Origin of the sequence: Corynebacterium sp. HMSC055G02 (assembly GCF_001809065.1) — a bacterium.
Classification (GTDB): Bacteria; Actinomycetota; Actinomycetes; order Mycobacteriales; family Mycobacteriaceae; genus Corynebacterium; species Corynebacterium jeikeium_D.
Genome location: NZ_KV795654.1, coordinates 1 through 19,527, shown reverse-complemented (window position 1 = coordinate 19,527; position 19,527 = coordinate 1). Strand labels below are relative to the sequence as shown.

The 19,527-nt window shown below is 58.5% G+C and carries 23 protein-coding genes and 1 tRNA gene; 15 read left to right on the top strand and 9 right to left on the bottom strand.

Features of this window, described 5'->3' with window-relative positions:
* The 7 genes from rpmG to HMPREF2547_RS06125 all read left to right on the top strand — a co-directional run bounded on the left by rpmG (position 1) and on the right by HMPREF2547_RS06125 (position 4,277).
* On the top strand, positions 1–165 hold the full coding sequence (rpmG, locus tag HMPREF2547_RS06150; protein WP_005511413.1) for a 50S ribosomal protein L33: 165 nt from the start codon (positions 1–3) through the stop codon (positions 163–165).
* A 3-nt stretch (positions 166–168) separates the two neighbouring features.
* Positions 169–474, top strand: a complete 306-nt coding sequence (gene rpsN, locus HMPREF2547_RS06145) for a 30S ribosomal protein S14 (protein ID WP_005511414.1) — start codon at positions 169–171, stop codon at positions 472–474.
* A gap of 14 nt (positions 475–488) precedes the next feature.
* Positions 489–740, top strand: a complete 252-nt coding sequence (gene rpsR, locus HMPREF2547_RS06140; RefSeq protein WP_005511410.1) for a 30S ribosomal protein S18 — start codon at positions 489–491, stop codon at positions 738–740.
* A gap of 165 nt (positions 741–905) precedes the next feature.
* Positions 906–1,610, top strand: coding sequence for an AEC family transporter (locus HMPREF2547_RS06135; RefSeq protein ID WP_246819639.1), 705 nt, complete (start codon positions 906–908; stop codon positions 1,608–1,610).
* A complete protein-coding gene (locus tag HMPREF2547_RS10975) occupies positions 1,604–1,840 on the top strand; it encodes an AEC family transporter (protein WP_246819637.1) in 237 nt (78 codons plus the stop codon). The genes HMPREF2547_RS06135 and HMPREF2547_RS10975 overlap by 7 nt, the downstream gene beginning before the upstream one ends.
* Positions 1,841–1,887: 47 nt before the next feature.
* The gene (locus tag HMPREF2547_RS06130) at positions 1,888–2,613 is read left to right on the top strand and encodes a TIGR03089 family protein (protein WP_016423276.1); all 726 of its coding nucleotides are present in this window, start codon (positions 1,888–1,890) and stop codon (positions 2,611–2,613) included.
* A 53-nt stretch (positions 2,614–2,666) separates the two neighbouring features.
* On the top strand, positions 2,667–4,277 hold the full coding sequence (locus HMPREF2547_RS06125; RefSeq protein WP_016423277.1) for an FMN-binding glutamate synthase family protein: 1,611 nt from the start codon (positions 2,667–2,669) through the stop codon (positions 4,275–4,277).
* Positions 4,278–4,297: 20 nt separating this feature from the next.
* Here the strand turns inward: HMPREF2547_RS06125 and purE are convergent, their stop codons facing one another.
* From purE to HMPREF2547_RS06105, 4 genes are all read right to left on the bottom strand, one after another.
* Positions 4,298–4,774 (bottom strand): 5-(carboxyamino)imidazole ribonucleotide mutase, encoded by a 477-nt coding sequence (purE, locus tag HMPREF2547_RS06120; protein ID WP_049171375.1) that lies wholly within the window; start codon positions 4,772–4,774, stop codon positions 4,298–4,300.
* Between the two features lie 114 nt (positions 4,775–4,888).
* Positions 4,889–6,178: a 5-(carboxyamino)imidazole ribonucleotide synthase gene (locus HMPREF2547_RS06115; protein ID WP_083296865.1), complete on the bottom strand. Its 1,290-nt coding sequence runs from the start codon at positions 6,176–6,178 to the stop codon at positions 4,889–4,891.
* 30 nt (positions 6,179–6,208) lie between these two features.
* The gene (locus HMPREF2547_RS06110) at positions 6,209–6,670 is read right to left on the bottom strand and encodes a YdbT family protein (protein WP_049171313.1); all 462 of its coding nucleotides are present in this window, start codon (positions 6,668–6,670) and stop codon (positions 6,209–6,211) included.
* A gap of 6 nt (positions 6,671–6,676) precedes the next feature.
* Positions 6,677–7,534 (bottom strand): biotin--[acetyl-CoA-carboxylase] ligase, encoded by an 858-nt coding sequence (locus tag HMPREF2547_RS06105; protein ID WP_016423281.1) that lies wholly within the window; start codon positions 7,532–7,534, stop codon positions 6,677–6,679.
* Positions 7,535–7,660: 126 nt separating this feature from the next.
* On the opposite strand from HMPREF2547_RS06105, the gene HMPREF2547_RS06100 reads away from it, so the two are divergent.
* From HMPREF2547_RS06100 to HMPREF2547_RS06090, 3 genes are all read left to right on the top strand, one after another.
* Positions 7,661–9,301, top strand: a complete 1,641-nt coding sequence (locus HMPREF2547_RS06100) for an acyl-CoA carboxylase subunit beta (RefSeq protein ID WP_049171320.1) — start codon at positions 7,661–7,663, stop codon at positions 9,299–9,301.
* Positions 9,302–9,406: 105 nt separating this feature from the next.
* Positions 9,407–11,035 (top strand): acyl-CoA carboxylase subunit beta, encoded by a 1,629-nt coding sequence (locus tag HMPREF2547_RS06095; protein WP_016423283.1) that lies wholly within the window; start codon positions 9,407–9,409, stop codon positions 11,033–11,035.
* Positions 11,032–11,292 carry an acyl-CoA carboxylase epsilon subunit gene (locus HMPREF2547_RS06090; protein WP_070605152.1) on the top strand — a complete coding sequence of 87 codons (261 nt, stop codon included), beginning with the start codon at positions 11,032–11,034 and terminating at the stop codon, positions 11,290–11,292. Before HMPREF2547_RS06095 ends, HMPREF2547_RS06090 begins: the two co-directional genes overlap by 4 nt.
* Positions 11,293–11,428: 136 nt before the next feature.
* Here the strand turns inward: HMPREF2547_RS06090 and HMPREF2547_RS06085 are convergent, their stop codons facing one another.
* Together HMPREF2547_RS06085 and HMPREF2547_RS06080 are read right to left on the bottom strand one after the other, a co-directional pair.
* A complete protein-coding gene (locus HMPREF2547_RS06085) occupies positions 11,429–11,971 on the bottom strand; it encodes a hypothetical protein (RefSeq protein ID WP_049193052.1) in 543 nt (180 codons plus the stop codon).
* A gap of 2 nt (positions 11,972–11,973) precedes the next feature.
* Complete coding sequence (locus HMPREF2547_RS06080) at positions 11,974–12,186, bottom strand: helix-turn-helix transcriptional regulator (RefSeq protein WP_048733637.1); 213 nt, start codon at positions 12,184–12,186, stop codon at positions 11,974–11,976.
* 158 nt (positions 12,187–12,344) lie between these two features.
* Here HMPREF2547_RS06080 and HMPREF2547_RS06075 point away from each other — a divergent pair, with 158 nt between their 5' ends.
* Positions 12,345–12,947 (top strand): Maf family protein, encoded by a 603-nt coding sequence (locus HMPREF2547_RS06075; protein WP_016423286.1) that lies wholly within the window; start codon positions 12,345–12,347, stop codon positions 12,945–12,947.
* Positions 12,948–13,012: 65 nt separating this feature from the next.
* Here HMPREF2547_RS06075 and HMPREF2547_RS06070 read toward each other — a convergent pair whose 3' ends face one another.
* On the bottom strand, positions 13,013–14,071 hold the full coding sequence (locus HMPREF2547_RS06070; RefSeq protein WP_049171326.1) for a Cj0069 family protein: 1,059 nt from the start codon (positions 14,069–14,071) through the stop codon (positions 13,013–13,015).
* Positions 14,072–14,436: 365 nt separating this feature from the next.
* Between HMPREF2547_RS06070 and HMPREF2547_RS06065 the strand changes: the two genes are divergently transcribed.
* The 3 genes from HMPREF2547_RS06065 (at position 14,437) to HMPREF2547_RS06055 (ending at position 18,046) form a co-directional block, all read left to right on the top strand.
* Positions 14,437–15,321 carry a sulfurtransferase gene (locus HMPREF2547_RS06065; RefSeq protein ID WP_070605151.1) on the top strand — a complete coding sequence of 295 codons (885 nt, stop codon included), beginning with the start codon at positions 14,437–14,439 and terminating at the stop codon, positions 15,319–15,321.
* A gap of 418 nt (positions 15,322–15,739) precedes the next feature.
* Positions 15,740–17,527, top strand: coding sequence for an acetyl/propionyl/methylcrotonyl-CoA carboxylase subunit alpha (locus HMPREF2547_RS06060; RefSeq protein ID WP_070605148.1), 1,788 nt, complete (start codon positions 15,740–15,742; stop codon positions 17,525–17,527).
* 117 nt (positions 17,528–17,644) lie between these two features.
* A complete protein-coding gene (locus HMPREF2547_RS06055) occupies positions 17,645–18,046 on the top strand; it encodes a hypothetical protein (RefSeq protein ID WP_070605145.1) in 402 nt (133 codons plus the stop codon).
* Between the two features lie 30 nt (positions 18,047–18,076).
* Here the strand turns inward: HMPREF2547_RS06055 and cobF are convergent, their stop codons facing one another.
* Both cobF and HMPREF2547_RS06045 read right to left on the bottom strand, forming a co-directional pair.
* On the bottom strand, positions 18,077–18,925 hold the full coding sequence (gene cobF, locus HMPREF2547_RS06050; RefSeq protein WP_048759943.1) for a precorrin-6A synthase (deacetylating): 849 nt from the start codon (positions 18,923–18,925) through the stop codon (positions 18,077–18,079).
* Positions 18,876–19,157, bottom strand: a complete 282-nt coding sequence (locus HMPREF2547_RS06045; protein ID WP_048759987.1) for a cg0963 family protein — start codon at positions 19,155–19,157, stop codon at positions 18,876–18,878. Before HMPREF2547_RS06045 ends, cobF begins: the two co-directional genes overlap by 50 nt.
* 275 nt (positions 19,158–19,432) lie before the next feature.
* On the opposite strand from HMPREF2547_RS06045, the gene HMPREF2547_RS06040 reads away from it, so the two are divergent.
* A tRNA-Arg gene (locus tag HMPREF2547_RS06040) sits at positions 19,433–19,505 on the top strand.
* Positions 19,506–19,527: the final 22 nt, after the last annotated feature.

Here is a 19,527-nt window from a genome sequence, read left to right as displayed (position 1 = left end):
ATGGCACGTAATGACATTCGTCCAATCATCAAGCTGAAGTCCACTGCGGGCACCGGTTACACCTACGTGACCCGTAAGAACAAGCGCAATACCCCGGACCGTATCACCATTAAGAAGTACGATCCGGTTGTCCGCAAGCACGTCGAATTCCGCGAGGAGCGCTAATTCATGGCTAAGAAGTCCAAGATTGCCAAGAACGAGCAGCGCAAGGAAATCGTCGCTCGTTATGCAGAACGTCGCGCTGAACTGAAGCGCATCATCAAGTCCCCGCACTCCACTGACGAAGAGCGCATGGACGCACAGTACGAGCTGAACCGTCAGCCGCGTGACGCGTCCCCGATTCGCGTCCGCAACCGTGACGCTGCAGATGGTCGCCCGCGCGGCTACCTCCGCAAGTTCGGTCTGTCCCGTGTCCGCGTTCGTGAGATGGCCCACCGTGGCGAACTCCCGGGCGTCCGTAAGTCCAGCTGGTAAGTCGAGGAGCACCAATGAAGCGCAATCACTCTAACAAGAAGGCGCGGATGGAGCAGTCCCGCCGCCCGAAGAAGAACCCGCTCAAGGCCGCAGGCGTTGAGAAGGTTGATTACAAGGACATTAACCTGCTCCGCCAGTTCATCTCTGACCGTGGCAAGATTCGTTCCCGCCGCGTCACCGGTCTGACTCCGCAGCAGCAGCGCCAGGTCGCTACCGCTGTGAAGAACGCCCGCGAGATGGCACTCCTGCCGTTCACCAGCCGCTAAAGATGGCTGGTCGGCGGGAGCCGATCATTCGAACACCCGCCGAAAGGCCTTATTTACGCGCTGGCCGCATGACGATACATGCGATAACAGCGTAAAACGGACTCAGTCCTTCCCCACCGAGGGGATTGGATTGGGTCCGTTTTTTATTGTCTAAAATATGCACTTATGCCCGCTCTCACCGAAATATTCACCGGCTTTGGTTCCGTCGCAGTACTGATCATTGTTGGCTGGTTGTTTGGGCGCAGTGAGATCGTCGATAAGCGGGCATCTTTTACCCTGAACATGGTCGTGTTCTGGATCGCGATGCCGTGCATGCTCGCGCACACTCTCGCAACGGCGGATTCGGCGAGCATCTTCGGTTCGGCGTTTGGTGTCGCGGCACTGTCGGCGCTTGGCACGGCGGCGTTCTACCGGATTTTTGTGGCGCCCATGTTCAAACAGCGCGGCGCCGATGCTGTGGTCGGCGCGATGTCGACGAGTTACAACAACGTCGCTAATCTCGGCGTGCCCATCGCAGTCGCAGTGCTTCACGACGCTACCGCCGTCGTCCCAGCCCTTATCTTTCAGATTGCCTTCTATGCGCCCGCTTCCATGACGGTGCTGGAAATCCTCACCAACCGCGGCCATTTCCGACCGCGCAATGTCATCATGGCACCGCTGAAGAACCCAATCTTTCTGGCGGCGATGGTGGGGCTTGCGGTTAATGCGTTTGCTATCGAAGTACCTCAGTTCGTAGCGCATCCAGTGGGGCTATTGGGGCAAGCCGCAGTGCCAATGGCACTTCTGGCCTTCGGTATTAGCCTGCATGGCATGCCGTTTATGGAAGCCGGCCGCTCCCCTCGTCGCGCCGTCGTGGGGCGTCTATGCTGAAGCTTTTCCTCCACCCCGCGCTCGCTCTGCTGTTCGGTCATTTCGTCTTCGGTCTCAACGGGCATGCGCTGCTGGCAGCTGTGATTATCGCCGGCCTGCCGACAGCCCAGAACGTCTACACCTTCGCCTCCCGCTTCGGCCGGAACCTTGAGCAGGCGCGCGATTGTGGCGTGATTACGACGATCGCCTGCTTGCCGACGGTCCTGTTGTTCACCCTGCTATTGAGTTAGGCGACTCTTCCCGACGGCCTGGAGAGAATCTCGTTACCCTTGGAGGCGTGGAGATTCTGAAGACACTTCTCGAGGCCGACCCGTCCGTGCCTCGTTTGACCTGTTATGACGAAACTACCGGCGGTCGTACCGATTTATCGGCCCAAACCCTGGACAACTGGGCCAGCAAGATCGCCAACATGCTGCACGATGAGTTCGACCTCGTCGCCGGAGACCAAGTATGGATTGACTTGCCGTTGATCTGGCAGTCCGCCTGCATCATCCTGGGCTGCGAGCGTGCTGGCGTCACCGTTAGCGATGAGGAGCCGCTGGTCGTATTCACCACTGTCAGCAACGTCAGCACGTGGGAAGAGAAGTTCCCAGATGCCTACCTCGCAGTGCTTACCGACGATCCCTTTGGCCGTGGTGTCGTGGAATGCGGTGATGATATTCCACCGGGAGTCATTGACTTTGGTCCGGAAGTTCGTTTCCACCCAGACGCATATCTAGGCGCAGGCCCGGACTCCGACCAAACCCCCGTTATTGGGGAGAAGTCGGCTGCAGAACTGCTTTCATCTGCTGGCGATTACGCGGACGAGATGCAGCTCACGACCGGTTCCCGCGTCGTTTCCGACGGCTGGCTGGTGCCTGATTCTTCACAGGTCACCGCAGATAAATGGGCACGTAATGTGCTGTCGGCTTGGGTTCGTGGAGGTGCTGCCGTCGTCGTGCGCGGTGGTGATAGCGAGCGTGTCACTGCTATTTCTACGGCCGAAAAAGCCCGTGTGATTTAGTCGCAGCTGTCCCGTCGAGAAGCGCTCTAAGTAGTCGCGATAACCTGGAAACCGTGATTACCCGACCATATATTCTTGCGATTCTCGCCCTCATCAACGTCTTGGGCGCACTGGCTGTATGGGATCTGAGCCCATGGTGGTGGATTCTGATGGCCTTCATCCTCTTCCTGGATGTTGTGGCTATCTATGACATGCTTCAAAAGAAGCACTCCATCTTGCGGAACTTCCCGGTCATCGGCCATCTGCGCTACATGGGTGAGACCATTCGCCCTGAGATGCAGCAGTATTTCATCGAGCGCAACTTCGACGGCGCTCCGTTCGACCGCGATACTCGTACCGTGGTCTACGAGCGTGCGAAGGGGCTGTCCTCGAAGAAGTCATTCGGTACTGAGCGAAAGATTAATGCGCCCGGCTACGAGTACGTCCGCCACTCGATGGCGCCGAGCCAGCACGTCATCGAGGATCCGCGCGTAGATATTGGCGGTCCGGACTGCGCCCAGCCGTACTCAGCGTCTGTCTTCAACATCTCAGCCATGAGTTTCGGCTCTCTGTCCCCTAACGCTGTCATGGCAATGAATAAGGGCGCGAAGCTGGGCAACTTCGTACAGGACACCGGCGAGGGCGCTATCAGCCCTTACCACTTGAAGTATGGCGCAGACCTCTATTGGCAGCTGGGGTCCGGATACTTCGGTGCACGTACTGAGGATGGCGACTTCGACCCGGAGCTCTTCCGCGAAAAGGCTAAGATTCCGCAGGTCAAGGCAACCTATCTGAAGGTTAGCCAGGGCGCAAAACCTGGACTCGGCGGCATGCTGCCAGGTCACAAGGTCAACGAAGAGATTGCGGCTACTCGCCACGTACCAGTTGGCAAGGGCGTGATGAGCCCTCCGTACCACCGCGTCTACTCCACCCCGCGTGAACTTGTTCGGTTTATGGGCACCATGCGTGAGCTCAACGGTGGCAAGCCGGTCGGTTTCAAGCTGTGTGTTGGCTCCCAGCTTGAGTTCCTCGCCGTGTGCAAGGCCATGCTGGAAGAGAACATCACCCCGGACTTCATCATCGTCGACGGCGCTGAAGGCGGCACCGGTGCTGCACCGCTGGAATACTCCGACCGCGTTGGCCTGCCGCTTACCGACGGCCTGATTCTCGTCCATAACGCGCTCGTAGGTGCCGGTCTGCGCGATCGCATTAAGCTCGGTGCGTCCGGCAAGGTCATTACTGGCTTCGATATTGTGAAGCGCATGTGCATCGGTGCTGACTTTGTGAACTCGGCTCGCGGCATGATGATGGCCACCGGCTGTATCCAATCTCAGCTATGTCATACAAACACCTGCCCGGTGGGTGTGGCTACCCAGGATCCGAGCCTGTGGAAGGCCCTGGATGTCGACGACAAGGGTCAGCGTGTGGCCAACTATCACAATGCCACGGTCGCGGAAGCAGCTAGCCTGTTGGCATCGATGGGCCTGAATAGCTTCTCTGAGCTGGGGCCGTCCCACCTGCTGCGGCGCACCAATGAGCAGGTCGGTGAGACCTACGCGGAGCTCTACAACTGGCTGCAGCCAGGCGAGCTGCTGAGCGGAACTCGCTTCCACAACTGGGCCGAAGCCTGGGAGACTGCCGACCCGGACACGTTCCACTACCCCGCAGTTCATATGCGCGGGTAGTTCGGGGCTGGTTGCGCGCCCTACTCACCCATCAGCTTCTTGCGCAGACGCTCGTCCTTTTCCAGGACCTGATCGCGCATGTTGGCCTGGTAGTTCTCCATCGCCACAATGAGCTCCGGGTAACCGGCCGAGAGAATACGCACAGCCAGCAGGCCAGCGTTCTTAGCGCCGCCCACACCGACGGTTGCCACCGGAACGCCGCCCGGCATCTGAACGATTGACAGCAGGGAATCGACACCCTCCAGGTTCTCCAACGCGCGTGGCACGCCGATAACCGGCAGCGGAGTGGCCGACGCAACCATGCCCGGCAGGTGTGCTGCACCACCGGCGCCAGCGATAATGCAGCGCAGCCCCTTGTCAGCGGCGGACTTTGCGTAGTCAATCATGCGTTCCGGAGTGCGGTGTGCAGAGACCACACCTACCTCAAAGGGAATTCCGAACTCAGCCAAGACCTCCGCTGCGGGCTCCATGGTCGGCCAATCCGAGTCCGACCCCATAATCAGACCGACCAGCGGACCGGTTACGTTGGCCAACTTCGGGCTTGCCACCTGGTTTGCTTCAGCCAATGTTGTCTCCTTGAGATAGCAATCTAGTTTTTAACAGCGCTGGTTTTATGCCGTGTAGCCGTCTGCCCACACACCATCAACGATGTAGTCGGCAGCCAAGTTGGCAATTCGACGGGTCTCCGCGATGCCTTCCGGGCTCGCGTCATAACCACACAGGTTGACGTGACCCAGCTTACGTCCTGGGCGCCAATCCTTGCCGTACCAGTGAATCTTCACCGATGGGAAGCGGCGCCATACCTCAGCAAAGCGCTGCGAGATCGGCACGTCCGAGGCCTCATCGCCACCGAGCGTATTGACCATCACTGTCACCGGCGCAGTCGGTCGCGTGGAGCCCAGCGGCATGTCAGCGACTGCACGCAGGTGCTGCTCAAACTGGCTGGTCTCGCAGCCGTCCTGCGACCAGTGCCCAGTGTTGTGTGGGCGCATAGCCAACTCGTTGACGTAAATCTCCGGATTGCCGTCAGCATCGACGGTTTCGAACAGCTCAACTGCCAGCGCGCCGGTTACTCCCAGCTCGGAAGCGATGGTCACACTGAGCTTTTCGGCCGCTCTCGCAAGGTCGTCGGCAAGCCCTGGCGCCGGGCAGATTGCCTCCACACAAATGCCGTCACGCTGCACAGACTCGAGGACCGGCCAGGCATTGACCTCACCCGACGGTGTGCGCGCACACATGGCTGACAACTCACGAACCAGCGCGACCTTCCGCTCGGCCATCAGCGGCACGTCCTTGCCCAACAGTTCGTCGACAAGCGCGCGCAGATCCTCGCGGTCCTTCGGGAACCACACGCCGTGACCGTCGTAACCGCCACGTCGGGCCTTCAGGCAGACGGCACCGTCAACGCGGTCGAAGAATGCTTCGGCATCCTCGGCGGACTCAATTGCAGCGTAGGCAGGTACTGGAGCGCCCAGTTCCTCCAGGCGCTGGCGCATCAGCAGCTTATCCTGCGCGTACAGCAACGCCGACGGCTGAGGCTGAACCGAGTAGCCCATCTCGGTCAGCTTGTTGAGGAATTCGGTGGGAACGTGCTCATGGTCGAAAGTCACGGCCTGCGCACCGGCGACAGCGCGCTCAACATCTTCCCAGACGTGGTAGTCGCCGATGATAACGTCCGCACACACCTGCGCTGCGGAAGCATCCGGCGAACCGGCGAGCAAACGGATGGACTGTCCCAGCTCAATGGCCTCAGTCTGCATCATACGAGCCAGCTGACCGTCACCAATCACCGCCACAACCGGCACGCCATCAGCATGCGCGGGATGCTGCGCAGCAGTTAGCGCTGCAGCGGAATTAGAAGTGGAATTAGTGGAGTTTTCAGGGGTATCCGAAGCAATCACACCCCTGATTGTAGGTTATGACCCAAAATTCTAAGTCAACCGGGAGACCAACTTAGCCACCTTACGAGAGCTGGGAATATCTTCCACAGCCAGCGGCGGGCCGAAACTGCGGGTGTGCAGATACAGCACGCCGCCCTTGCGATTGACCGCACGTACCGAACGCAGATCAATCGAGACCACCTGCGGGCGCAGAATGCCACGGCGCAGAATAATTCGCCTATCAGTTAGTACGAACCGCTCCCCCAACCAACTTAGTACCGGACGAACGACGCGCCAGAGAATAAGCCCCAGCCACGCGAAGAGCAGCAGCTGACGCACACCTTGCAGATCTCCCGGAGCAATCGCAGGGCCGTCGATAAAACCAATCAGCAACCAGCAGACGCCCGTGATAACCATGAGTTCCAAGAGCGGCCACACCAGCCGACCAAAAGTTGGATTGGTGTCCAGCAGAATTGCCTCGCGCGTGTCCAACTCATCATCGGGAAAGGTCATACAGCACTACCCCCGCTCCGAATCAGCCTGCGGGGACGCATAGCCGCCGTCAGTGGCACGAACATGGAACACGTCACCGGCCGCAACAAAGTGACTTGTGCCAGCTTCATCGGTGACGATCAATTCGCCGTCGGCACGCACGCCAACCGCCTTGCCCACCAGCACGCGATCCCCCGGCAACTCCACGCGCACGTTCGAACCGATGGTCGCGCACACCGCCTCGTAGTCCCGCAGCAGCTCCGCATCGCCCTTTCGCCACTGCGCTTGACGACGTCCCAGCGCACGCAGCACACCAGCGGAGATGTCGTCGCGGTCGAGGTTTTCCGCTCCCGCCAGGTATAGCGAAATGGCGTGTGGCACCGGCAGCTCATCTTCCTGCAGGGAAACGTTGATGCCGATTCCCGGAATGAGAATTGGCGGTGTCAGCGACGCGGCCTCCACCAGAATTCCGCAGAGCTTACGACCGTCAACCAGGACATCGTTCGGCCACTTCAGGGAAACGCGTTCAGGCGCAAGACCCGCAACTTCCACAACAGCATCGACAACTGCGAGGCCCGCGACTAACGGCAACAGACCCAGTTGCTCGGGTGCGAGCCCTTCCGGGCGCAGCAGCGCGCTGAGTGCAATGGACGCACCCTTCGGGGCCGTCCAACTACGACTCAGTCGACCGCGACCTGCGGTCTGCTCCGAGGCGATAAGCGCACTGAGATCTGCCACCTGCCCCAGTGCCGCCTGTTTCCGAAGATCAGCGTTGGTCGAACCAGTGGTTTCGACAACCTCAATGGAATTCCAGCCCGGCGCGGCTGCGCGCACACGCGTGGCGTCAAGAGGCTTGCGGGAAGCAACAATCCTGGGGTTGGTCATGCACAGCAGTCTAGCGCCATGGCCGGATTCACTGAGTCGTGACCTTTCTCAAGAGCTCTACAGCGTGAGAATCATCACAGCTCGCCTGCTTTACTATTTTCCTTCCCAAACACTACATTCCATAACATGACTATTTCCTCACGTTTGGCGGCGGAGCAACACACCACCGCTTTCCTCAATGAAGACCTTCTACGCCGACGCACTGCTGCACTGACTCCGATGGGGTCGCGGGGCTACGACAAGCTCAAACTGACTGAGCGCATGAATGCCCGCGAGCGCATTGACTACCTGCTGGACGAAGGATCTTTTGTCGAATTTGATGCGCTAGCCCGCCACCGCACTACCGCATTTGGGATGGAAGCCAAACGCCCCGCGACCGACGGAATCATCACCGGCTGGGGAACCATAGACGGCCGTGAGGTCTGCATCTTCTCTCAGGACGGCACAATCTTCGGTGGTGCACTCGGAGAGGTCTACGGCGAAAAGATGGTCAAGATTCAGGAACTTGCCATCACTACCGGCCGCCCCCTTATTGGCATGTACGAAGGTGCCGGCGCCCGCATCCAAGATGGCGCAGTCTCACTGGACTTTATTGCCCAGACGTTCCACCACAACGTTCGCGCCAGCGGCGTCATTCCGCAGATTTCAGTCATTTTTGGCGCCTGCGCGGGCGGAAATGCCTACTCCCCAGCACTGACGGACTTCGTTGTCATGGTGGAGGAAAACTCCCGTATGTTCGTCACCGGCCCTGACGTAATCGAAACAGTCACAGGCGAAAAAATCAGCCAGCACGAGCTCGGCGGCGCCGACACCCATATGGAGATCGCCGGAAACTCCCACTACACCGCCGCTAGCGAGCAGGATGGACTCGACTGGGTCTGCGATTTGCTCGACTACCTCCCCAACAACACAACCTCCCCCGCGCCCAGCTGGGATTCCGATGCCAGTGACGAAATCACCGACACCGATCGCACCCTCGACAGTCTCATTCCCGACAGCCCATCCACGCCGTACGACGTGCACGAAGTCATCTACGCGCTTTGCGACGATGCGGAGTTCCTGGAAATCCAGGAAAACCGAGCAGCCAATGTCGTGATTGGCCTTGGCCGTCTCAACGGTCAATCTGTTGGGTTTGTCGCTAATCAGCCCATGGAATTCGCGGGCTGCCTAGATATCGATGCAGCGGAGAAGGCCGCGCGATTCGTCCGAACCTGCGATTGTTTCAACATTCCACTCGTCTTTCTCGTAGACGTACCCGGCTTTCTCCCCGGTTCAAATCAAGAACACCAGGGAATTCTGCGCCGTGGCGCTAAATTGCTCTATGCGTATGCAGAAGCAACCGTTCCTAAAATCACCGTCACCATGCGCAAAGCCTATGGCGGCGCGTATTGCGTGATGGGATCAAAGGGGCTCGGCGCGGATGTAAATCTGGCTTGGCCGACGGCACAGATCGCCGTGATGGGCGCCTCAGGCGCAGTACGCTTCCTCCATCGTGCCGAGATTCGAACCGCCACCGAAGCAGCTCTCGCAGCAGACCCAGCGGCCGATAGATTTGGCACTCCCGAGAGTGTGAAAGAACTCATTGCTGAACTGGAAATGGGATACGAGCAACACATGCTCACGCCTTATCGTGCCGCCGAACGGGGGTTAATTGATGAAGTCATCCTCCCCTCCGAGACACGAACTCGAGTGATAAAAAATCTGCGCCTTCTAACTTCAAAGAAAGTACCGTGGCCTGCGCGCAAGCACGGCAATATTCCACTGTAAGAGCAGGCTTTTTGCTGTACAACGAGCTAGTCATTACCCCTACTTTTGTTAACAGCGATTGCCCCCAACTACCTCCCCCCGTTTTCGAAACGTAAACTAGTTGGTATGACGACTGCCGCAAATACATCAACCGGTGAAACCCCGGATTTGACCACTACTGCTGGAAAGCTGGCCGATCTGCGAGCCCGTCTCGCAGAGACCCAGGCTCCAATGGGCCAGGCCAGCATTGACCGCGTCCACGACAAGGGCAAGATGACCGCTCGTGAGCGCATCGAGTTCCTCTTGGACGAGGGCTCGTTCGTGGAGGTTGACGCTCTCGCACGTCACCGCTCCAAGAACTTCGGCCTCGACGCCAAGCGCCCTGTCACTGACGGTGTTGTGACAGGCTACGGCACCATCGATGGCCGCCAGGTCTGTGTCTTCTCGCAGGACGGCGCCATCTTCGGTGGCGCGCTCGGTGAAGTCTACGGTGAAAAGATTGTCAAGATCATGGATTTGGCCATCAAGACCGGTGTCCCAATTATCGGCATCAACGAGGGTGCTGGTGCCCGCATCCAAGAGGGCGTTGTTTCCCTCGGCCTCTACTCCCAGATTTTCTTCCGAAACACCCAGGCTTCTGGTGTTATCCCACAGATCTCCCTGATCATGGGCGCCTGCGCTGGTGGCCACGTCTACTCCCCGGCTCTGACCGACTTCATTGTCATGGTCGATGGCACTTCCAAGATGTTCATCACCGGCCCGGACGTTATTAAGACCGTCACTGGCGAAGAGGTCACACAGGAAGAGCTGGGTGGCGCTGGTACTCACATGAGCACCTCCGGTACTTCGCACTACACCGCCGCTGATGACGAAGACGCTCTGACTTTCGTTCAGGAATTAGTCAGCTACCTGCCGTCCAACAACCGCGCTGAGGCTCCTCGCATGGAGGCTGAGCCGTTCGAGGGCTCCATCGCTGACAACATCACTGAGACTGACCTCGAGCTCGACACGCTGATTCCGGACTCCCCAAACCAGCCGTACGACATCAAGGACGTCATCACCCGTCTGGTCGACGACGAGGACTTCCTGGAAATTCAGGAGGACTACGCACAGAACGTGGTCATCGGCTTCGGTCGCGTGGAGGGGCGCTCGGTCGGTTTCGTCGCCAACCAGCCGATTCAGTTCGCTGGCTGCCTCGACATCAAGGCATCCGAGAAGGCGGCTCGCTTCGTCCGCACCTGTGACGCCTTCAACATTCCGATCATCATGCTGGTTGACGTTCCAGGCTTCCTGCCGGGCACCAACCAAGAGTTCGACGGCATCATCCGCCGTGGCGCCAAGCTGCTGTACGCATATGCTGAGGCCACCGTCCCGAAGATTACCGTCATCACCCGTAAGGCCTACGGCGGAGCTTACTGTGTGATGGGCTCCAAGGACATGGGCGCTGACATCAACCTGGCATGGCCGACCGCTCAGATTGCGGTCATGGGTGCTTCCGGCGCTGTCGGCTTCATCTACCGCAAGGAGCTCAAGGCTGCTGCGGCCGAGGGCAAGGATGTCGTCGCACTGCAGAAGGAGTACGAGGCAGAGTACGAGGCCACCCTGGTCAACCCGTACATGGCTGCTGAGCGCGGCTTCATCGACGCCGTTATCCCGCCGAGCGAGACCCGCGGCCAGATCATCGAGGGTCTGCGTCTGCTGGATCGCAAGGTTGTTAACGTACCCGCCAAGAAGCATGGGAACATTCCGCTGTGACCGATTCCAAAAACACCCCAGCAACCGAAGACAAGGACGCCGCTACAGCCCCGGCTGCACCGTTCATGTCCGTCCTCAAGGGCAACCCGTCAGACGCTGAACCCGCCACGCTCGCGCTTTTGTTCGCAGGTATGGCAGCAGCCGGCGGTGCCCCAGAGGACCGCGGCCCGCGCAACAACTGGGGTCGGCTGGAAGAGGGTTTCCACCAGCCGCACCAGCACGTACCGGGCACGTTCCGCAACGTCCATTTCTACTAGTACAGCTACCGCTTACCGCGTAGTCGTTACCGCACGCTAGCTGCGTCGATTCGCTAGCACAAAGCGCCACCATCGGGTTTTCCGATGGTGGCGCTTTGGTTTTTGTTACTGCCTTAGCCTTGACCACTGCTTATTACTAGCGCTGTTCACCCAGCGACTCGCCATCAAACTCGTCATCGAGCTCCCGGTCCAGCCGACGCTGATCACGGTTGCGAGCTACCGGCCACACCACCTTGAACAGGAAATACACAAACGCCAGACCGATGGCAGCACCCACCACAGCGCCGGCAATGAATCCCCACGATTCCGATAGTGCCCCACCAGCGCTTGCCTCAGAGAGCATTTGCACTCTGATAAAACCAATCAGCCACAGCCCAATGACGGCTACGAGTGCTGCAATCTCGCCTTTTGTAAGACCATTAATCTTCGGCATTGGCACTTGACGTCGCAACCACCGCTGCGAAAACAGGAGTCCAACCAGCGGCATCAAGATGATTGCCACTGTCACGCCCACCATCTTTGGCTCTGGAATGAGCCAAATCAGTACCGTTGCAAGCACGTAATTAGCCCACATCATCATTGTGAACCCGTACGTGTAGGACTTATGCAGCAACATCTGCTGATACTCATCGTCCACCGTGGCGCTGTTGCGTTCAATTACGACATCCGCATAGGACATTGTCAGTATCCTTCCTCACCAAAAATTTCTTCGACTGTTTTTCCCAGTACCTTGCAGATACGCAACGCCAAATACACCGAAGGCGAGTAATTTCCCCGCTCGATATTTGCAATGGTTTGCCGCGAGACCTCCACCTTCGCGGCTAAATCCGCTTGGCTCAGCTCCAACCAGCGTCGGTATCTCCTGACCTGGTTCGAACGTTCTTCCCCACTCATCTGTGTACTTTCTTTAACTTGATGTCCACTTTACTTTACATCACTAGAAGGCAGCTGCCATCTAAAAAATCTGCCTGTTCTTACAATCGGGCCAACCCCACGCATGTTTGCCACAAAAATTAGGCTTTACGATTCCGCCCTCACTAAAATCACTAACTATGAGCAGCCCCCGAATCGTCTTGGCTTCCACTTCCCCTTCGCGACTGCACATTCTGCGCTCTGCAGGCATCGAGCCCATCACAGTAGCGCCCAACGTCGACGAGGATGCCGTAATCACAGCCCTTCCGGACGCATCGCCGGTACGCATCGTCGAGGAACTCGCGCAGGCCAAGGCACACGCTGCCTCTCCGGCCTACCCCAATGACATTGTCATTGGAGGGGATTCAATGCTGCTTCTCGACGGGCAGTTGCAGGGCAAGCCCCACACGGAAGAAAAGACCATTGAGCGTTGGCACCAACAGAGTGGCCGGACGGCTGAGCTGATTACTGGTCACTGTGTCGTGACACCAAAGGGCGAGCACCTTGAGGTAGCGATTACTTCCCTCGATTTCGCCGAAGTCCCAGAAGAGGACATCCGTGCCTACGCTGCGACGGGCGAGCCACTGAAGTGCGCTGGCGCGTTTACTTTGGAGGCTCTAGGCGGCTGGTTTGTCGATGGCATCAATGGCGACTCATCCAGTGTGATCGGACTGTCGCTACCTGTCGTGCGCCGAGCTCTGTATCGCTACGGCTATTCGGTCTCCCAGTTCTGGAATCGGTAGGCATCGCAAGGACGTCGTAAAGCAAAAGCCGCACCAAATTGGTGCGGCTTTCTTAGCTGTGGAGACTACTTGTTAGCAGCCTCGACGCGCTTGATGGCCTCCTGAGCAACGAGCTCCTGGATACCCATATCCAGCTCGGAGGTGAAGCCAACACAGGAACAGTTGATCTCGCCGAGAACGTAAGTGTCCTCGCCGTCCTCGCCGTCTGCCAGCATGAAATCAGCTGTCCAGATCAGCGGGATATTGTCGCCACCGAGGTTCTCGGCAATGACCGGGCGAGCCTCAGCAAACATATCGATGAGGTCCTGCCATTCTTCCGGCTTGTTGTAGGTGTACTTCGCGCCAGAGAACAAGGTTGCGGAGAAAGCGTCGCCGCCCTCGGCCGGCTTCTTGTGAACCACGAAGACCGGGTGCGGACCGACCAGCAGAATGCGAATTTCGCCTTCGGTGATGCGCGGCATGAAGCGCATGTCCACGAGCATGCCGTTATCGCCGATGATGTACTGGTCACAGAAATCCATGAACTCGCCAAGCTCGCGAGTCTCGGTGTGGTTGTCCACGGCCTCGGTGCACTTCAGCTTGGTGTCCAGCGGCAGCGGGGTGCCCGGCTCAACGTTCTTAGCAACCTCTTCGTCAGCGATGCGCACACGCCAGATGCCGGACCCGGTGGAGCCACGGTTCTGCTTGAGGACGCGCTCGCCGTAGGACAGGGAGGTCGGGAAAGTGCTGTGGAATGCCTCGACGTCGTAGTAAGCAGCGGTGTCAGACGGAACCAGGTCAGTATCCTTGAGCTTGACCAGTGCGTCCTTTGCGCCGTAAGCCATCATCTCGCCCGGGGTGGACATACCGACCAAACCAGCGACCGAGAGGCTGGTCAGAAGCTCGAAGTAGCCCCTCTCACCACCCGGGATGTTGCCCGGGTTAACGCGGGAGATGTAGCCGTCGAAGTTCTGAGAGACGTAGTCGTACAGGTCGTCCTTCCACTCTGGTCGGTAGTAGACGACCTCAGCGGACCAACCGGCTTCGCGGATAGCGTTGACGATTGGCATGGTGTCCTTGCGGTGTCCGTCGAAGTACTTGTCCGAGCCGCCCTCGATCTCGAATACAACAATGTTCTTGTGCACAGGCACTCCTTTTAAGAAAATACATGGACTTCCGGCACTCAATTGTCTCCGTAACGCAGCGAATACCCAGGCAGATAGCCCATTTCAGCCCATTTTCCAGTGATACGAATCAACACAGTTTTTGCGCTAACTCTCAGCTAAATTTTAGGACACTACCTTGACTCCGAGCGCGCTGAAAACACTCCTTTTACCCCCAACTGTGAGGCGTATCCCAGGGGGTGGCCGCGGACGCAATTGTTGCCGTTGGAAAGCGCTCACACCGGGGACTATTCCGCCGTTCGCCACGCGACCCGTAAACTAGATATGCAATTGACGATAAACGTCAGAAAGTCCCACCCACCCAACTTGCGCCAAGGGAGTATCCGATGGCTGTTCCGCACGACCCGCACCCCCAGTTCCAGCAGTACGCCCACCCTGAGCGCCTCGTCTCTAGCTCCTGGCTTGCTGCCCGACTGGGCTCTCCCGGTCTGCGCGTTGTTGAATCCGACGAGGACTCACTGCTCTACGACATTGGACACATTCCGGGCGCGGTTCGCATTGACTGGCATCACGACCTCAACGACCCCGTGCGCCGCGACTATATCGACGCTGAAGGCTTTGCCGAGCTCATGCGCGAGAAGGGTATCTCGCGCGACGACACCGTCGTAATCTACGGCGACAAGTCCAACTGGTGGGCCGCCTACGCACTCTGGGTCTTCGAGCTTTTTGGACATCCCGACGTGCGCCTTCTCAACGGTGGCCGCGACGCCTGGATGACTGAAGAACGAGACACCAGCTTCGAGGTCCCTAACTACCCACGCACTGACTACCCTGTCGTCGAGCGCGACGACAGGACACTGCGCGCCTACTTCAGCGATACACGTGAGCTCATTGAAAAGGCTCCGATTATCGACGTACGCACTCCGGAGGAATATGCCGGTGCGCGAACCCATATGGTCGATTACCCACAGGAAGGCGTCCTGCGAGGTGGCCACATTCCAACCGCGGTAAACATTCCATGGAATCAGTCCGTTCACCCGAACTCGCGTTTCCGCGACCGCGAAGAGCTTGAGCAGATTTACTCGCACGTCCAATTCGAAGATGAGGCGATTGTCTACTGCCGCATCGGTGAGCGCTCCGCGCACACCTGGTTTGTACTGCACCACCTGCTCGGCCACGAGAATGTTCGCAACTACGACGGCTCGTGGGTTGAGTGGGGAAACATGATTGGCATGCCCATCGCCCACGGTTCGGAGCCGGGAAGCCTGTAGACGATTGACGCAACCGGTGGGCACTTCTCCCCACCGTTTTCCCGGCATCAGCGACTGGCACTACAGCGGAGAATTAATTCCCCCTTGCCCCCAATCAAGGGGGCGGCAGTTGCACTCTTAGGTGGTAATTTTGGCCGCAAACTTAGATTTTTGGGCGGAAAATAGCCACTTCAGCTGCCCCCACACCCACTTGAACGCTACTCAAGGCCACAATCCCTACCCCCTTATGTAGCGAGCAAAAAGAGGTTGCTTACCGCACCTGTGACACAATGGAGGCATTGGGTCACACGCTGTTAGCTACCGCGTGGTTAACCGCATTGCGGTTCACCGCTCAGTTAACTGCAGTGCTGCTTGTGATTCCTACAAATGACTGTCGCAACCTTGCCCCGAGGGCCAATTCTCGGGGTGCCCACGAAAAATGGAGGATTTCGTGTCCGAGCAGACCACTGAAAAAATCACGAAGGTTCTCGTCGCCAACCGTGGCGAGATTGCCGTTCGCGTTATTCGCGCTGCGAAGGACGCAGGCATTCCTTCCGTCGCCGTTTACGCTGAGCCGGATGCGGACGCTCCATTCGTGACTATGGCGGATGAGGCTTTTGCTCTCGGTGGCACCACTTCCGCTGAGTCTTACCTAGTCTTCGATAAGATTCTGGATGCCGCAAAGAAGTCCGGCGCTAATGCCATCCACCCGGGCTACGGCTTCCTGTCGGAGAACGGCGACTTTGCTGAGGCTGTTGAGAACGCTGGCCTGATCTGGATCGGCCCGTCGCCAGAGTCCATCCGCGCCCTGGGCGACAAGGTCACCGCTCGCCACATTGCGCTGAAGGCTGACGCTCCGATGGCTCCAGGCACCAAGGAACCGGTTAAGGATGCAGACGAGGTCGTCGCGTTCGCTAAGGAGCACGGTCTGCCAATCGCCATTAAGGCTGCTTTCGGTGGCGGTGGCCGCGGCATGAAGGTCGCACACGAGATGGAAGAGGTCGCTGACCTCTACGAGTCCGCTACTCGCGAGGCCGTTGCCGCCTTCGGTCGCGGTGAGTGCTTCGTAGAGCGCTACCTGGACAAGGCACGCCACGTCGAGTGCCAGGTTCTCGCTGATAAGCACGGCAACGTCGTTGTCGCCTCCACCCGTGACTGCTCTCTACAGCGTCGTTTCCAGAAGCTCGTCGAGGAAGCACCTGCTCCGTTCCTGACCCCGGAGCAGGATGAGCGCCTGCGCCAGTCCGCTAAGGACATCTGCCGCGAGGCTGGCTACTACGGTGCTGGCACCGTTGAGTACCTGGTCGGCGCTGATGGCCTGATCAACTTCCTCGAGGTCAACACCCGCCTGCAGGTGGAGCACCCGGTCACCGAGGAAATTACCGGCCTCGATCTGGTCCGTGAGCAGTTCCGCATTGCCGAAGGCAAGGAACTGTCCATCAAGGAAGACCCGGAGATGCACGGTCACGCTTTCGAGTTCCGCATCAATGGCGAGGACGCCGGCAGCAACTTCATGCCGGCTCCGGGCACCATCACCAAGTACATCGAACCGTCCGGCCCGGGTGTCCGCATGGACACCGGCATCAAGGAGGGCGATGTCATCGGCGGCCAGTTCGACTCCATGCTGGCCAAGCTGATCGTCTGGGGCGAGAACCGTGAAGAGGCTCTGCGTCGCTCCGCTCGCGCCCTGTCCGAGTACCAGGTTGAGGGTCTGGCAACGGTAATTCCATTCCACCGCCACATTGTTGAAAACCCAGCCTTCGTCGGCGACGGCGAGAAGTTCGACGTCTACACCAAGTGGATTGAAGAGGAATGGGACAACCCAATCGCTCCGTACGACGGTGACTCTGACGCTGACACCGACACCGTCCCGGCTCAGAAGGTTGTTGTCGAGATTGACGGCCGCCGCGTCGAAGTAGCCCTGCCGGGCGACCTGGCTCTGGGCGGCGGCAACACAGGTGCCAAGAAGAAGAGCAAGAAGAAGCGCGCTGGCGGCTCCAAGAAGGCTGCTTCCGGTGACGCTGTGGTTGCTCCGATGCAGGGCACCGTCATTAAGGTCAACGTCGAAGAGGGCCAGGAAGTCTCCGAGGGTGACACCGTGGTTGTCCTTGAGGCCATGAAGATGGAAAACCCAGTCAAGGCTCACAAGGACGGCGTTGTCACTGGTCTGGCTACCGAGGCTGGCTCGGGTGTCGGCAAGGGCGATGTCCTGATGGAACTGAAGTAGTTCTAAAGCTCTAAGCGGGGCTGGTTGCGATGGGATTCGCAGCCAGCCCCGCTCGATTCTTTTCAGCCCCTCCCCCGACGCCCTTAAACACTGTTTAGGACGTCTAGAGTGGACGGTATGGAACCCATGGAAGTAAATGCCGGCCGCTTCTACTGCCGCCCCCTGCGCCACGATTCCCGCGTCGATGACGCCCCGGTCGCAACCCAATTACTTACAGAATTAGCCCCTGACTCCGTCGCCGAGTTCCTTCGCAACTCCACCACCGAGTGGGAGAATGACACCGCCTACCGCTTTGCGGTTGCCGAGCAGACGAACGTCGAGATGCTCGCACTGGCAACCGTCGCGGTCATCGATGCCGACCACGTCAGCATCAGTGTCCGACCCGTCGGCGACCCCGCACGCGTGTTGCCTAACGACGATCAGGTCCTCACCAAGGTAACCGTCGCCAACGGCGTCGAAGCCGCCGAAAAAGCCCTCCACCGGTGGGCAGAGGGCTTCTTAGGCAAGAAAGTCAGCTAACCGAGCAACCACGGCTGTAAACGCTCAACACTACGCACCGGAACGCAACAGATAGATATCCATAATCCAACCGTGCTCCGCGCGTAGCTTCTTTTTCAGCTCCGCAATCTCTTCGCCGACATCACCAACACGACCACGGCGAAGCGTCTCCAGCTCCGTCCCCAGGAATGCACCCCAGAGAATCTCTTCTTCTGGGTCAGCATGTTCTAGCCACGCTGCACCACCATCGAGCATTACCACCGCATCCGTACCAGGTGCGCGCTCCCCCAGGCGCCGACCAGTGGTAATCAGTACCGGCTTGCCGATCTGGTTCAGGCATTCTCCATGCGCTGCAGTCAGAGCGGAAATCGCCGTCACGCTGGGGATAACTCGCGAGCGCACGTCCAAGCCGAAATCACGGATCCGCTGCAAGATTCGCAACGTTGAGTCATACAAGGAGGGGTCACCCCAGACTAGGAACGCACCACGGCGCTTTCCCTCTCGTCCGAGGTGGGCAACGAAGGCGTCGGCAAGCAGTTCTGCACGGCGCTGGTGCCAATCACGGACGACCGCGCCGTAGTTGTCGGGCGTGCGGTCACGCGGCGGGTCGGGAACTGCGACGAGTTCGACATGCGGCGCATGCTTATCGACGATTGCCTGTCGCGCGGCCAGCAAATCCCCTTTGGCGTCGCCCTTGTCGAGAGCAAAAACAACGTCGACATCGGCAAGAGCGCCGATAGCCTCGAGCGTAATATGGCTCGGGCTACCGGCGCCGATTCCGATGACGTCTACATCGACATACCCGCTGTATACAGGGCTCTCCACCTGGGTGCGGGCAGCGTCGTTGTGACTAGTGATTGGTCGGATCCCCCTCGTAACCGAACTGTTCAGCCATCTCATCCGGAGACAGGCCAGCCATCGAGCCCTGAAGGTTAGACGAAGCGGCCTGCTTCAGGTAAATCTCGCAGGCGTTGGCCATGTACTTGGAGTCGTACACATTCATCTCCAGAATCGGAGTCAAAGAACCATCATCTTCCATGCGCGAAACCAGAAGGTGTGGCTTGTCCGAGTCCGTGGTCATGGAGCACTTAATCTTAACACCGTTGACATCCGTGAAAGTTGGCTTAATCATTTTGTCATCCTCCTCCAAAACAGCGACCGAAAAATAAGTAGCGCTGTTGCGACCGCAAGCGCAAGAAAGTCGCTCGTTATAAACCATGTTAGCCGGATTTTCAACGGCACCGCCGAGCACAAAAGCACATGGGGGTAATAGCGAGCTTCCTGCATGTTTGCGTGTCAGGCCGAGGACCCAATTGCCACTAGAGCTCGCAGATGCGTTAAAGTGATGAAGTAATTTTCCGTCCGCCGAGAATGTGTTTTCACGGCTGTTTTACCCGGAAGATGATTGCCCTAGTAGCTCAGTGGATAGAGCACGGCTCTCCTAAAGCCGGTGTCGGAGGTTCGATTCCTCTCTGGGGCACAATGTGAAGTCTCGAGACATC